Below are 14,022 nucleotides of genomic sequence, written 5' to 3'. Positions count from 1 at the left end.
AATGGAAATCGTACATCAGATGGCAAGTACAAGTATACATGGAATGAAAATGACCAAATTGTAGCTATCACAAAACAAGGTGAGAGTAATGCATTTGCGACTTATAAATATGATGACGATAATCGTCGTATTGAAAAGAGTATAAATGGTCAAGTAACCCGCTACTTTTATAATGGAGATAGTATTAGTCCGTTATATGAGACAGACGGAAATGGCAATGTTCTTCGTCAATATGTATATTCGCTAGATGGTTCACGTTTGGCAATGAAGTCAAAAGGACAAACGCTATACTATCACTATAGCCCACGTGGTGATGTCGTTGCGATGACGAATCAGGATAAAGAAGTTGTAGCAACATATGAATATGATGCATGGGGTAATGTATTAAAGAGCGATACGAAAGGTATCGCAGCAGAAAATCCATTTGGATATGCGGGATATATGTATGATAAAGAGATTGGCATGTATTATCTGATGGCACGTTATTATAATCCAGATCATGGTGTGTTCTTATCGGTGGATCCTGATCCAGGTGATGAAGATGATCCGATTACAATGAATGGGTATACGTATGGTGATAATAATCCAGTAATGAAGACGGATCCAGATGGTCATGCTGCTTGGTTAGTTGTTAATGCTGGTTTTGCGCTTTATGATGGATATGGAGCGTATAAATCAGGAAAAGGGGCAAGAGGGATTGCTAAAGCGGCTGCTATGGGTGCCGTTGGCGGTGGCAGGTTTAAATACGGTGCTAAAGCTATACGTCAAGTGGCTAAAAGCGTAAAAAGTCATAAACATCATGCATTCCCAAAATATATCGGTGGACATTCTAAACAGCCGTTAGTTAAGGTTCCAGTTGATGTTCATAGACAACTGCATAAGGAAATGAGAACTTTTGCACAGTCAAGTAGTAAACAAAGTACAAAATACTACAAAAATTTAAAACAGAATGATCCGAAAGCTTATAGAAAGATTTTGAAAAAGACTTACAAATTTTACGATACAAAGTATCCACAGTATATGGATGCCTTTAAAGAAGGTGTTCGTTATTCTAATAGGAATGGATATTTTAGATAAGGAGTTAACTTTGAATATAAAAGAGGGAGTATCAATGTTAAAACGAGAGCCTTCAAAGCTCATAATAGAAGGAAATCAACTTTATATACCTAGGGTGCATTGTATAATACAGGATAACTTTATTGTTGTGGATTCTAAATCTCGAAAGTTACAGTTTAAAATTGTATGTCCAACATATAAGACTTTAGTAGAAGATGATTATTTAGATATATATTTAAATAAGTACCCTGATTTTATTCATAAGGAACAAAGTTATTACTATAAAGAGTTTAATTTTCAAGAATCGGAATTTAATATAGAGGGAGAAACTTTTACGGTCCTTAATGGAAACATTCGAATTAGTTATTTATCAATAAGGACTTTTTCTATAGCAATGGAATTAGAATTAAGAGCGAGTAATGGTTTAAGAACTATGGCTACTTTATATTTATATCCCCTTATTAAGGAATTGATAACGGATGAGAAAAATATGTACTTTAGTAATCTTATTCCTGAAATAGTTAAAGAGGTAGGATCACTAGTGGATTCAACTAATGCAAAGCCAATTGAAGAGTTAAGCCTTGAAGATTTCTCTGGCGTGCCAATTTGGGAGTGGGATTACGAGAATGAAAGTGTAGACAATCAAGACGAGACTTGGGTTCGGCCGTCTGTTGTTACAAATATATTTGAATTCGAGAATACGGATATTCTTATAAAAGCAGACTTAGTAGTAAATGATGAGGATATTCTATATCAATGTATTTTAAATATAGATATAGAACAAGGGGCACAAAAACTTTCTATTATGGAAGGAGCTGTGTTTGCAAACGAAGAGTATATCGATTTGAGAGATTTTTTATTTAATTCAACAGTAAATATACAGAAAATAGTTTTTCATATTCAAAATCAAAAATTTGAAAAGATGCGTCCGATAAATTATAGAAAAAAACAATGGAATTTAATATTTTCTATAAGAGATTAAAATGTAGCAGTTAAAATAATAATTGAGGGTAAGCGTCAAACTTATTAGAATTAAGGAAGTTTGACGCTTATTTTTTATATTTAGAATCAATGAGAGGATTTTCATCTATATGAAAGATATCGTCTGTAAAGAGTTAAAAAATTTTAAGTCTATTGTTGAAGCGTATCAGTTAAAAAAAATGAGTTTGGATTATAAACAAAATGTAATGTTACTCGTACAAAATGATACGGATCAGCCTTGTATAATTTATTTGGATAAAAATCATTTACATATAAAGAGTTTCAATTTAAATGTGGATATTGATGTTGAATCTGTCCAATGTATGCAACGAATCGGAGAGAGATGGTTGCTTATATTTAATTATGAAGGTGATAATGCAGTCATTTATAATCCGGACGGAAGTGAATATTGTAAGTTTTATGCCGGAGAAGGGATTCAAGATTGTCAGGTTGATGCGAATGAAGATATATGGATTAGTTATTGTGATGAAGGGGTTTTCGGAGAGTGCTCAATTGGAATAAATGGTATAGTTGCTTTTGATTCTAAAGGTCAATTGATTTTTAATCATTATGATCAATATGTAGAAAGGCTTAATGTGCCTCCTATAGATGATTGTTATGGGATGAACGTTATAGATGGAGACGTTTGGCTCTATTATTATTCAGAATTTCCTTTAGTTCAAATGAAAGATAAAAAAATTCATATGTCTTGGAATGAAATACATGTAATTAAGGAAATACGATCGGAAAGTTTTGCGGTTGCTCAAGACAAAGTAGTATTCATTACGCAAGATAAAAAATTAGTTGTTTATGATTTAAATAATGATCATGTGCAGGATGTGAATCTTCGTAATGAACTAGGAGAACCGATTCAATTTGTTGCTTATTATAGCCGTGGATCTGTTATGTATTTTCAGACGGACGATATGCTGTATTATGTTGATGCACTTAATATGTGAGGTGATAAATATAAAAAGTGCACCCAACAATTCGGGTGCACTTTTTCATAACCGTTATATATTCCTCCCCATCAATTCCCCAACTTGCGTCGCAACATACTCAACATCATTATCAATCTCATCCAACACGTAAGATTCCAAAATGCCCATGACAGCTGTTCCTAAAAATTTTAAAACGATGTGTGTATCAATGTTTTTATTTAATGACGTATTTGTATTTAGTTTTTTCTCTAGTTCACCCATGATGAACGTTAGGAACTTTTTCTGAAATGATAATGTGCTGTTGCTTCTAAATAATGCTGCGAAAAATGCTTTGTGTTCTTTGAAGTATTCAAACCATATGACAGCTCCTTCTATATAGCCTTTTGTTTGTTTTATATCGCATATTTCTCTTAATTGATTTAAATGGTCGTCCACAATTTTGTCTAATAAATTGTATTTATCTAGGTAGTGTAGGTAGAAAGTTTTTCTTCCGATGTTCGCTTTTTCTGTAATGTTTTTTACTGTAATTTCGTCAAAGCCATCTTCAATTAACATTTCTATAAATGCGGATTGAATGGCGTTTTGTGATTTTATAATTCTTCTATCGATTTTCTCCATATGATGTTCCTCCGTTATTGATACACATATTTCTTTATGTGTGTATTATCACCCAAATGCGTAAATGTGGTCATTGAAACAAGTGGTTGCTCGCTTTATTATAAATATACACGTGAGTATTAACTCTCACAAGTGTAAATTTATAATAAAGTAAGGGTGGTTTTATATATGGCAGTTACGAAGAGAAATGTTCATTTTTATGCAAGAGGATTACAAGTTGCAGGTGTTTTAAATATTCCTGTAGGTGCTGAGGAAAAGAAACAAAATGCAGCGATTGTTTGTGTGCATCCAGGTAGTAGCTGTAAAGATCAAACAGCAGGATTATATGCGGAGAAATTAGCAGAACAAGGTTATGTAACGCTTGCGTTTGATGCATCATATCAAGGTGAAAGTGAAGGGGCGCCGAGATATATGGAAGAACCAGCTGCGCGCGTTGAAGATATTCGCTCAGCGGTAGATTATGTAACTACTCTTCCTTATGTAGATGAAGAACGTATCGGTGTGTTAGGCGTTTGTGCAGGCGGTGGTTATGCGGTAAATGCCGCAATGACGGAGCGCCGTATTAAAGCAGTTGGCACAGTTGTTGGTGCAAATATCGGCCGATTAAACCGTGAAGCTGATCCGATTGGGGTGTTAGAGGCGATTGGTAAACAACGTACTGCTGAAGCACGCGGAGCAGAAGCGATGATTACAAACTGGATTCCTAAAAATGAGGAGGAATTAAAGGCAGCAAGTATGACGGATATAGATATTGTAGAAGCAGTTGAGTACTATACAACACCGCGAGGGCAAAGTGTTAACTCTCCAAATAAGTTAAACTTTACGAGCATGGGATCGGTAATTGGTTTTGATGCTTTCCATTTAGCAGATACATTATTAACACAGCCGTTGCAAATTATTGTCGGCAATAAGCAAGGTGCATTCGGTTCTTATAAAGATGGTCATGAGCTGTATGAGAAAGCAGCTTCGGAGAAAAAAGATTTACTTGTTTTGGAAGGTGCGAGTCATTACGATTTATACGACCAATCAGAACCAGTAAAAATTGCAGTTGAAAAATTAACAAGTTTCTATAACGAAAATCTGTAAAAGTAATTTTGTTTTGAATGGCACCTCTAATTGTTAGGTTTGCATCTAGCAGTTAGAGGTTTTTATTGTGAAGATTGCTGTGCTTAATATTTACGTTAAACGTGCATAACAAGATATAATAGAAGAAATCAATAAGGAGGCTATCAGTGAAAAATTTTCGTTATCTCAATATATTTACTATTTTAATTGTATACACACTACTCATGTTTTACATTGGCTGGAACGGCTGGGTTTGGCTTCATGCGGTATTTGGCTGGGAGTCTTGGGGATATTACGCTTTCGTAGTCGGATTTATTTCATATGCGTACATTCTCGTGCAAGTGTTTAAGTTCCTTCCATTCCTACGAACGATTGGTTCGATTTGGTTTGCGGTTATCCAATACGCGCTGATGTTGTTGCCAATTGCTGATATCATAGTCTTTCTTTTACAGTTTTCAGTGGAGAAAGAAGCGGCAATTATTTGGACAGGAGCGGCCGTGTTACTTGCGTTTATCTTTATTTTTGCATATGGGGTATTCAACGCATATAGCCCAGTAGTAAGAAAGTACGAGGTGCACATCCCGAAAAAAGTAGAGGGACGTAAAAGCTTACGCATTGCGATGGCTTCGGATATGCATTTCGGTAAATTATCTGGTGTTTCGCATTTAAAAAGACTTGTCCGTCATATAAATGAGATGGAGCCTGATATTATTTTACTGCCAGGTGATATTATCGATGATCATCCAGGTGTGTTCATTCAAAAAAATATGGGACCAATTATGAAACAAATGAAAGCTCCATTAGGCGTATATGGTGTGCTAGGAAACCACGAATATTACGGACGAGCGGTTCCTGAATTTTTACAAGAGATGGATAAGATTGATATTCGTATTCTGTTAGATGAAGTGATTACAATTGAAGATCATTTTTATCTCGTTGGAAGAAGAGATAAAACAGAGCGAGATCGCCAAAGCTTTGAAAGTTTAATGAGTACGGTAAATAAATCTATGCCAGTAATCGCAATGGATCACCAACCATTCGAGTTGAAACAAGCGGCGGATGCTGGCGTCGATTTACTATTATCCGGCCACACGCACCGCGGACAAATGGCACCGAATCATATTGTAACGAGAAGAATGTACGAATTAGACTGGGGATACGTACAAAAAGGCACATTCCACGCGATTGTTTCTTCTGGTTTCGGATTCTGGGGACCACCGCTTCGACTTGGAAGTAGGTCAGAGATTGTACAGGTGGAAGTTACGTTTGAGTAGTGTTATAAAATTTTACTTATTTAGAAGTAGAATCACATACGCAGTAAGCTGAAATTTTCATCCGTTACTAGGATTTGAATTGTAAAAAAAGGATTATACATGACTCATATGTATAATCCTTTTTTGTTTCGCAATCGCGCCCGTTACTTGAATAAAATTTCAATTAGTTGTAGTGGATGTGCATTAATTAGTCCATGGACAATAATAATTGCCCATACTTTACGATAACGTGCCCACAAATATCCAAGAAATAGACCTACGATACCAAGGTTCACAATAACCGTAGCGGTATCAATATCCCAATGACCAGAGCCGTGTAATGCAATATGCCAGCTCGCCCATAACAATGAGGTAAGAAGAATAGCCGGCCAAGTGCCTAGTAATAATTCCAAACGTGTTTGCAACCAAACCCTATAAAAAAACTCTTCCAGTACACTATTTATAAGAAAGCCTACAAGTAAAATTAATATTAAAACCATGGGTTCCATTTTAGCCGAAACAAATGGTGTAGAGAATGTAGAAAAGAAGTTGAAGTATCCCCATATTATAATGACAATAAGTGGTGTAAAACGATACCATTTATGATTCTCTATTGATTTCATAGATTTTAGTTTCTCTTTTTGGGGATTACTTTTATAAAACAAAAGAAGCATGGATGGCGTGAATAATAATAAAATGATTTTAAATATCATAAACCAAAATTGTAATGCCATCCCTTCAAAGTTCGTGGTGAGAAGACTAATTGTGAAGAGGGATCCGCTCAAGAACAAGACAATAGCTTGAATCATGATGCGCCTTTGTTCAAACTGTCGAAGAGGATTATAGTTTTTATGATAAAACGGTAAGAAACGGACAAGAAGTATACCGACTATAACAGGGATCCACTTGTGCCAAAAAGGCATCGTGCCCGTATGATCTCCACTATAACGAATATTTGTTTCGCCAATCCATATAAGCCAAAGCGATGAAAGCAAAATGACAAGTACACATAATCCACCAATTAACTTCCCCATTTTTGGAAAATAACTGTCCATAGATTCCCGACCTTTCGTACTATAACTGTAAAACTAGTTTTTTCTAAAATCATACGTGTCCGTTTCTACATGTAATTTATGTTTATTAATCATTACTGTATGATCGTCTAACCACTGTGCAGTTGCATCTTCTTCACGATAATTCCAGTATATATTTTTCGTGTTCATAAATTTTTTATTATTTGCTACAAGCTCTCCTCTTATAGCAAAGCTAGTCGTTGCACCGCCATTATGCCTGTATATATGTAAAGTATACGTTTTATCTGGGGAGTGTATGGATTGAATTTTTTCGCCGCCTGAAACCCCAGATAAAGTGAAGAATTTCCAATATCCTAAACTAATTAATACAATAATGATGAATAGAATGGTGAAGAAAATCTTTTTCATGTTCCCCCTCTTTTCCTTGACGGCCATACCTGTATTAAATCAAAAAAGAATAAAACTGGCAATCTTATCCTTTTTCTCGCTGGAATATGTATGCTCCTATTTCTAACGTAATGTTCGCAATTCAAATGAATTAAAAGAAATAACAGACATGTATAATATACAATAATTATAAAATTATATAAAAATATTTAGATTTAATATTTTTGTTGATGTCGATTTCATAAAAGAGGTACGATTAGAAGACTCTGCTGAAATAAAGGGGGATTATAAGTGGTTATATCAGATGTTATATACGGTGAGTTTAAAGTGGATCAAGTAGTAGAAGAGTTAATTTTAAGCAAGCCTGTGCAAAGGTTGAAAGGCATCCATCAAAACGGTGCAAGTTATTTAATGAGCGAGAAATGGAATGTAACGCGCTTTGATCATTCAGTTGGTGTTATGTTGTTAGTGAAAAAACTAGGTGGTTCAGTAGAAGAACAAATTGCAGGTTTACTGCATGACGTATCACATACTGCTTTTTCCCACGTGATTGATTACGTTTTTCATAATGAGGGTGAAAGTTATCATGAAGAGATATTTAGTTCTGTCGTGAAAAACTCAGAAATTCCAGCGATTCTTTCAAAGTATGGTTATAACTATGAAGATATTTTATTAGATGATTCGAAGTGGACATTACTGGAAAGGTCAGCACCAGAATTATGTGCAGACCGAGTGGATTATACGTTACGAGATATGTATACATATGGGTATGTTTCTTTAGAAGAAGTTCACAGTTTTTTAGAAGATGTCATCGCTGTAGATGGGAAAATGGTTGTTCAAAGTGTCGAAATGGCAGAATGGTTTACAGAAACGTATTACAAAGAAGTAATCGATTTCTTTATGAACCCAATGAATATTTACGGAAACGACATGTTAGCTAAGACGTTAAAGTTAGCTCTTCATAAAAAGGTTATTCATGCAGATGATTTCCTTCTTGAAGATGAGTCGCTTATTTCAAAATTGCAGCAATGTAACGATCGAGAAGTACATGCTTTATTAAGTAAAGTCCATCCAAATGTAAAAGTAATAGAAGATAGAAACGATTATGATTTGTATCAGAAAAATAAAGTCCGACTCATTGATCCGCCATTACTTCATGAAGGTGAAGTTGTTTCATCGTCTGTCGTATCAGAAAACATAAGGCAGATGAGCGAAATTGCTTATGAAAAAGCGGTGGGAGGGATGTATGTGAAAGTGATTTCGAATTAAAAAGGAGAGCATATCTTTGCTCTCCTTTTCCTCATTAATAATCAAACCAATTCCAAACCTCAATATCCCCAAGAGTCGCATAACGCACATTCGGTGAGTTTTGTAATTTTAATAACTCTTTTGACGGGCCAGTAATGACCATGCCGTATACTTTAACGCCATTATCTTTTACATACTGGTAGCGCTTATCTAATTTTAGTTCTTTCTCAGGAATTATAGCTATTTTACTTACCGTTTCCGTATGTGTAGAAAGAATACGCATCATTTCGATAACTTTATCTTCTGGCGTTTTCTGATTCTCTGTATCACTATCTAGGAATCTTATATGTTCTGGAAAGCCTATAGCTTCTCCGCCATGTAGGATGTGGTCTTCTACATTTGTTTTTTCTTGTCCCGTATCTAAAGCGTACCATAAAGGAGTTGGAGGGAGTTCTTGTGCTTCAAATACGTTATATAAAAGTGGTTCTAGCTCCTTTAAAGTGTAAGCTTTGTCAAAAGAAATTGCTATTTCTGCAACGGTTCCTTCATGTACTTTTGCAAGTGTATCCCATACCTTTTTTGAAGATTCCTTTAAATAATCACCCTGTTCTGTTTTTGGGTGAACAAAGAAGAGCTTTGGCTGATAGAATGTATTCATCCAAGAGTTATTTAGGACATTTACAGATGATAAGAAGCTACTCGTTTCTAATGTCCCGAGTGGTATTTCTTTTTTACCGACCGTTTTTACTACATCAAAGTGGCTGTTCGTACGGAAAAAAGCTTCTACACTTGTTCCACCGCCCATAACGCGGCTATTTGGCATAGTCGCTTCAAGTGCAAGAGAAGGAACACTTCTTATTTCTTCTAACCTTTTATCGTTATTAGATTGGAAATAAAAGGCGGATAATATTCCGCCGATTATATATATGACGATACAAATGGATAGGATGAAACCAAGCGTCTGTAATCGATGTTTCCACTTAATTCTCCAAAAAGGAACTTGAAGATCTTTTGGCGATAATTTTTTCTTAACTGGTTCTGTTTTTGCGAGCAATTCATCCAAATGTGCTTCACACTCTTCACATGTCTCAATATGACTTTCTAACTCTTCTTGTTCATCCTGCGTGAGCGTTCCGTTTTCGTACTTTCCCCATAGTTTTTTAAACGCTGTACAACCCATGACTATCACTCCTTTATGCTTTTCGTTTCTTTTCGTCCTCGGTGTAATTCAATTTTTACTTTCGCTAGTGAGAGAGCGGTCATCTCTGCTATTTCCTTATAAGAGAATCCGTAGTAATCTCGTAGTAGTAGGACATTTCGTCTTTCAAGGGGAAGCGAAGATAAACTGTCTAACCAACTAGCAATCTCGTGTTTTATAAAATAAGAGTGCTCTGTACTTGGTACGTTTGGTAAATGGAATTCTTCAACTGTCGTTGTTTTATATCTTTTTTCTTTTCGATACCAATCGATAAAGGCGTTGTAGGCAATCGTAAATAACCACGGCCTAATCTCTTCTCCTTTATAATAATCAATATGGACGAGCATTCGGTAAAATGTTTCTTGCATGAGATCTTCCGCGTAGTGGGAATCTCCGGTTAGGGAGAGAAGATAGCGAAATAAATCTTGCATATGTTCGGAGTAAATTTCTTCTAATGATTGTTTGCGTTTCACTACATTTCCCTCCCTTCATACATAACAACGAAATACATATAAAAAAGTTACATTTGTTTTTAAAATTATAGTAAAAAACGTCAAGAATTGGATAGGATTCTCTTTTATCATAATACATATAAGGCGGGTGAACAGAGATGGAAAGCTATGAAACACAAATTCAAAGGTCAATTGATTATATTGAAGAAGATGTAATGGAAAAACAGACGCTGCGTAATTTAGCGCGGATTGCAGGTTTTTCTGAGTCGCATTTTCATCGTGTATTTCAGGCGTTAGTAGGCGATACAGTAATGGAGTATGTTCGAAAGAGGAGGTTAGCCCGGGCAGCTTATCAACTTTCTCATACGGATGAAAAAGTTATTGATATCGCGTTTGAGCATGGCTTTCAATCTCATGAAACGTTCACGAGAGCCTTTAAAAAATTATTTCAAATGACACCGAGTGAATATCGAAAACAAGAAATTGAAACACCGATGTATTACAGCGTGAATGTAAAGCAAAGAAAATTAAATCCGTATTTAGGAGGCATACAAATGGAATATCGTATTGTAAATAAACCAGAATTTTTAGTGGCGGGTTATGAACTGAAGACGACAAGTAAAGAAGGGAAAAACCATCAAGACATCCCAGCATTTTGGCAAGAATATTTACAGAAAGATCTTGGAACAATGATTCCGAATCGTAAAGATACGAGTCAATGGGTAGAGCTTGGATTATGTACTGATTTTAATTTAGAAACAGGGGACTTCACTTATATAATTGGAATGGAAGTTACAGGCTTTGAAAATGTACCAAATGAAGTTGCGAAGCGTACTTTCCCGGCAGCGACATACGCCGTGTTTACAACACCGAAAGTTCCTCATGAAGAGATGGTATCGTCTATCCACCAAACGTGGAATGCCGTATTCTCAGAATGGTTCCCGCATTCAGGATACGAACATTGCGGCGTTAATGAGTTTGAGCTATACGATGAGCGTTCCCATGCAGATAAAAGTGAGTTCGCTCAAATTGAACTTTGGATACCGGTGAAGAAGAAGTAATAGAAGGAAAAGCGAACCACTGCGTGGTTCGCTTTTCTAATATCGCAACCTATATTTGACGATTTTTGTCGGTAAGTCGATATATCTTGAAAATCGCTTATATCATTGCATTTCATTTACCGCTGAACTACGCAAAAAGAAAAGACGCCACATAGCGCCTTTTCTACGAATGAAACGGGAACACAAGTATAATCGTCGTTCCTTTTCCAAGTTCGCTATCAATCGAAATCGTTCCATTATGAGCATGAACGAGCTGTTTCGTAATGGCGAGGCCAAGTCCTGTTCCAATGTTACTTTCTTCTGTATTTGTTCCTCTGTAATAGCGCTCAAAGAGAAGCTCTTTCGTTTTATCATCCATTCCTTTTCCGTTATCTGAAATAGAGAGTGTAAATGAAGTAGCGTTTTGGGAAAGTTTTACGCTGACATTTGTCGTTTCATTATTATGTTTTACAGCGTTTACGAGTAAGTTTTCGATAATACGCTGGAACCATTTTTCTTCAATGAAATATTGAATTTTGTTTGAGCTTGGTACGAATTCAATATTTTGATTTTGAAGTGTCGGATTATTAATGAATTGTAATAATACTTTTTGGACGAATTGATTCATTTCAATATTTACGTGCTGCGCAGGAAGACTGTTATTTTTTAATTGATACGTTAAACTTAAGTCATCAATTAATGTCGTCATATATTGAGATTTCTCTTTCATAACGCTGCCAAATTGTTGAATGTCACGATCAGTCCAGTTGTACTGCTGTGATTCTAGTAATAATGCGTAGCCATATATAGAGCTAAGTGGCGTTTTTAAATCATGCGTGAGACCGGTAATCCATTCTTCACGTGTTTGCTGCAATACTTGCCTCATTGCATCATTTTTTTTAAGTGTAATAGAAAGATGCTCTAGTGAATTTGTCACATCACTAAATAAGCGGAATGACCATTTTTCTTTACCGGATCGCCGGAACCTGACAGGTTTCCCTTTTTTACTAACAGGTTCTTCGTACTTTCCACCAGCTATATTCTTAAGCCAGCGCATCGCATGCAATAACGGTTTTCCAAATTTATTACCGTACCAAATAGAAAGAATGACTAAATAAACAAATACGATAAGCAGGATTAATCCGCATCCGATTAGAAACTTTTTAGCAAATACATCTTCTATTTCATCATCTGGGTAGTAGTGCTCATTTTTGGCAGTTACAACGAGAAGATGATTGCTATTTGTGTCGTAAAAGCTAGACGTGTTTTCTTTATGATTCCACGGTTCTTTTGCGTTAAGAGCAGCTTGTATGGCAGAAAACGTTTTTTTCTTTCCATTTGGATAGGAGAATACTTCTTCGCCGCCACTATTAAAGATTTGAAGCGTTGCTTTTTCTTTAGAAAGTAACTGTTTTTCTTCTTCTGTTAATGTGAATGTATCCGTAGATACAGAAGGGTGCTCTTTCTGGATTGATTTCAGTAATTCATTGCTTTTTAACGTACCGCCGTAAATAACAAGTACGTTTTTTTCTTCTAATTCAATTTCCCAATATGTAAATGTATAAGGGCTTTCTATGTGATTCTGTATATATGAGAATAAAGATGTTTTCGTATAAGATGTCGGTACGTTATTTGGCGTATTAAAGTGATAGAGAACTTTTCCGTTTTCCTCTACAACTTGAATCCAATCATTTTTCTCTTTAATTAAGTCTTTTACTTCAGCTTTTAATGAAATATCGCCATCTTCTGAAGAGATATATCTTGCAATCACAAAATTATCAGAGTCTGGAATGTTCGGTTCGTATGAAGTACTCGTAACAAGAAAAATTAAATAAGTGAAAGCAGCTACTACAGCAATTAGTAGTGTAACCAAAACAAATACGTGTTGCATAATAAACTGGATAATAAGTCGTTTATTAAAGTTCATATCGTCACCCTACTTTGTAATGAACTTATAGCCAAGTCCGCGAACAGTTTTTATATATTCTGGTTTACTTGGATCTTGTTCAATTTTTTCACGTAGTTTTCGAATGTGGACCATAACGGTATTGTCATCGCCATTGTAGGCAGGTGCTCCCCAAACTTTTTCGTATATTTCTTCTTTCGAAAATACGTAGTTCGGATTCTCGCAAAAGAAGAGTAATAGCTGAAATAGCTGGGCGGAACATTCGACAACCTGTCCACCTACTGTAAGTTCTGCGGAATATCGATCAATTTCAAATCTGCCAAATGAACTGGAGTGTGCTTTTTGTTCATTGGGTACTGCTTGTTTCATATGTCTACGGAGTTGTGCTTTCATACGAGCTACTACTTCAAGTGGATTAAATGGCTTCGTAATATAATCATCTGCACCATGTGAAAATCCGGATATTTTATCTAAATCAGATGTTTTAGCTGTGAGGAAGAAGATAGGGCAATCTGTTTTTTGGCGAATGATCGGACAAATATCAAAACCAGATTGTCCAGGAAGCATGACATCTAAAATAATTAAATCGTAATCGTTTTGCTCAGTGAGAGATAACGCTATTTCAGCGGATGTTGCAGTTGTAATATGAGAAAAACCTTCTTTTTCAAGAATGGTAGTTAGTAATTGTAAAATTGCTGTTTCATCATCAACGAGCAAAATATTTGCTTCATACATAAAAATCCCTCCTAATTTCCTCGAATATCATATCATCTTTCTATAACTTATGGAATTTTTAAGGAAATTTTAAGGTTTTCTTTCGCAAAAAATTAAGAATCAAATGAT

Annotated in this window: 14 protein-coding genes; 7 read left to right on the top strand and 7 right to left on the bottom strand. The window is 35.5% G+C overall.

Annotation, left to right across the window (positions count from 1 at the left end; genetic code table 11):
* The 3 genes from MR113_RS04765 to MR113_RS04755 form a co-directional block, all read left to right on the top strand.
* On the top strand, positions 1 to 1,077 hold a 1,077-nt coding region (locus MR113_RS04765; protein WP_242251650.1), incomplete at its 5' end, for an RHS repeat domain-containing protein.
* A 34-nt stretch (positions 1,078 to 1,111) separates the two neighbouring features.
* Positions 1,112 to 2,038 carry a hypothetical protein gene (locus MR113_RS04760; protein ID WP_242251642.1) on the top strand — a complete coding sequence of 309 codons (927 nt, stop codon included), beginning with the start codon at positions 1,112 to 1,114 and terminating at the stop codon, positions 2,036 to 2,038.
* Between the two features lie 109 nt (positions 2,039 to 2,147).
* Positions 2,148 to 2,996, top strand: coding sequence for a hypothetical protein (locus MR113_RS04755; RefSeq protein WP_242251640.1), 849 nt, complete (start codon positions 2,148 to 2,150; stop codon positions 2,994 to 2,996).
* A gap of 54 nt (positions 2,997 to 3,050) precedes the next feature.
* On the opposite strand, the gene MR113_RS04750 is transcribed toward MR113_RS04755, so the two are convergent.
* A complete protein-coding gene (locus MR113_RS04750; protein WP_242251638.1) occupies positions 3,051 to 3,596 on the bottom strand; it encodes a TetR/AcrR family transcriptional regulator in 546 nt (181 codons plus the stop codon).
* A gap of 168 nt (positions 3,597 to 3,764) precedes the next feature.
* Between MR113_RS04750 and MR113_RS04745 the strand changes: the two genes are divergently transcribed.
* Together MR113_RS04745 and MR113_RS04740 are read left to right on the top strand one after the other, a co-directional pair.
* Positions 3,765 to 4,682: an alpha/beta hydrolase gene (locus MR113_RS04745; protein WP_242251637.1), complete on the top strand. Its 918-nt coding sequence runs from the start codon at positions 3,765 to 3,767 to the stop codon at positions 4,680 to 4,682.
* A gap of 146 nt (positions 4,683 to 4,828) precedes the next feature.
* Positions 4,829 to 5,935: a metallophosphoesterase gene (locus MR113_RS04740; RefSeq protein ID WP_242251635.1), complete on the top strand. Its 1,107-nt coding sequence runs from the start codon at positions 4,829 to 4,831 to the stop codon at positions 5,933 to 5,935.
* A 143-nt stretch (positions 5,936 to 6,078) separates the two neighbouring features.
* Here the strand turns inward: MR113_RS04740 and MR113_RS04735 are convergent, their stop codons facing one another.
* Complete coding sequence (locus tag MR113_RS04735) at positions 6,079 to 6,969, bottom strand: CPBP family intramembrane glutamic endopeptidase (protein ID WP_242251633.1); 891 nt, start codon at positions 6,967 to 6,969, stop codon at positions 6,079 to 6,081.
* A gap of 33 nt (positions 6,970 to 7,002) precedes the next feature.
* A complete protein-coding gene (locus MR113_RS04730; protein WP_242251631.1) occupies positions 7,003 to 7,356 on the bottom strand; it encodes a DUF5412 family protein in 354 nt (117 codons plus the stop codon).
* A gap of 270 nt (positions 7,357 to 7,626) precedes the next feature.
* On the opposite strand from MR113_RS04730, the gene MR113_RS04725 reads away from it, so the two are divergent.
* Complete coding sequence (locus MR113_RS04725; protein ID WP_242251629.1) at positions 7,627 to 8,604, top strand: HD domain-containing protein; 978 nt, start codon at positions 7,627 to 7,629, stop codon at positions 8,602 to 8,604.
* Positions 8,605 to 8,638: 34 nt separating this feature from the next.
* Here MR113_RS04725 and MR113_RS04720 read toward each other — a convergent pair whose 3' ends face one another.
* Positions 8,639 to 9,763 carry an anti-sigma factor gene (locus MR113_RS04720; RefSeq protein ID WP_242251627.1) on the bottom strand — a complete coding sequence of 375 codons (1,125 nt, stop codon included), beginning with the start codon at positions 9,761 to 9,763 and terminating at the stop codon, positions 8,639 to 8,641.
* 5 nt (positions 9,764 to 9,768) lie between these two features.
* Positions 9,769 to 10,254, bottom strand: a complete 486-nt coding sequence (locus tag MR113_RS04715; RefSeq protein WP_242251625.1) for an RNA polymerase sigma factor — start codon at positions 10,252 to 10,254, stop codon at positions 9,769 to 9,771.
* A gap of 137 nt (positions 10,255 to 10,391) precedes the next feature.
* Between MR113_RS04715 and MR113_RS04710 the strand changes: the two genes are divergently transcribed.
* Entirely contained in the window at positions 10,392 to 11,294 is a 903-nt protein-coding gene (locus MR113_RS04710; protein ID WP_242251624.1) for an AraC family transcriptional regulator, read from the top strand.
* A gap of 163 nt (positions 11,295 to 11,457) precedes the next feature.
* Here MR113_RS04710 and MR113_RS04705 read toward each other — a convergent pair whose 3' ends face one another.
* Together MR113_RS04705 and MR113_RS04700 are read right to left on the bottom strand one after the other, a co-directional pair.
* Positions 11,458 to 13,200 (bottom strand): sensor histidine kinase, encoded by a 1,743-nt coding sequence (locus MR113_RS04705; RefSeq protein ID WP_242251622.1) that lies wholly within the window; start codon positions 13,198 to 13,200, stop codon positions 11,458 to 11,460.
* 9 nt (positions 13,201 to 13,209) lie between these two features.
* A complete protein-coding gene (locus MR113_RS04700) occupies positions 13,210 to 13,914 on the bottom strand; it encodes a response regulator transcription factor (RefSeq protein ID WP_061676517.1) in 705 nt (234 codons plus the stop codon).
* Positions 13,915 to 14,022: the final 108 nt, after the last annotated feature.

The sequence above is a fragment of the Bacillus cereus group sp. BfR-BA-01379 genome, assembly GCF_022663605.1.
Taxonomy (GTDB): Bacteria; Bacillota; Bacilli; order Bacillales; family Bacillaceae_G; genus Bacillus_A; species Bacillus_A mobilis.
This window is presented reverse-complemented; position numbering and strand designations above follow the sequence as displayed.

Bases quoted from the DNA above. Each gene is read 5' to 3' on its own strand.
- MR113_RS04760 (WP_242251642.1), top strand. From the start codon at position 1,112: ATGTTAAAACGAGAGCCTTCAAAGCTCATAATAGAAGGAAATCAACTT.
- MR113_RS04730 (WP_242251631.1), bottom strand. From the start codon at position 7,356: ATGAAAAAGATTTTCTTCACCATTCTATTCATCATTATTGTATTAATT.
- MR113_RS04755 (WP_242251640.1), top strand. From the start codon at position 2,148: ATGAAAGATATCGTCTGTAAAGAGTTAAAAAATTTTAAGTCTATTGTT.
- MR113_RS04700 (WP_061676517.1), bottom strand. From the start codon at position 13,914: ATGTATGAAGCAAATATTTTGCTCGTTGATGATGAAACAGCAATTTTA.
- MR113_RS04720 (WP_242251627.1), bottom strand. From the start codon at position 9,763: ATGGGTTGTACAGCGTTTAAAAAACTATGGGGAAAGTACGAAAACGGA.
- MR113_RS04750 (WP_242251638.1), bottom strand. From the start codon at position 3,596: ATGGAGAAAATCGATAGAAGAATTATAAAATCACAAAACGCCATTCAA.
- MR113_RS04705 (WP_242251622.1), bottom strand. From the start codon at position 13,200: ATGAACTTTAATAAACGACTTATTATCCAGTTTATTATGCAACACGTA.
- MR113_RS04745 (WP_242251637.1), top strand. From the start codon at position 3,765: ATGGCAGTTACGAAGAGAAATGTTCATTTTTATGCAAGAGGATTACAA.
- MR113_RS04710 (WP_242251624.1), top strand. From the start codon at position 10,392: ATGGAAAGCTATGAAACACAAATTCAAAGGTCAATTGATTATATTGAA.
- MR113_RS04735 (WP_242251633.1), bottom strand. From the start codon at position 6,969: ATGGACAGTTATTTTCCAAAAATGGGGAAGTTAATTGGTGGATTATGT.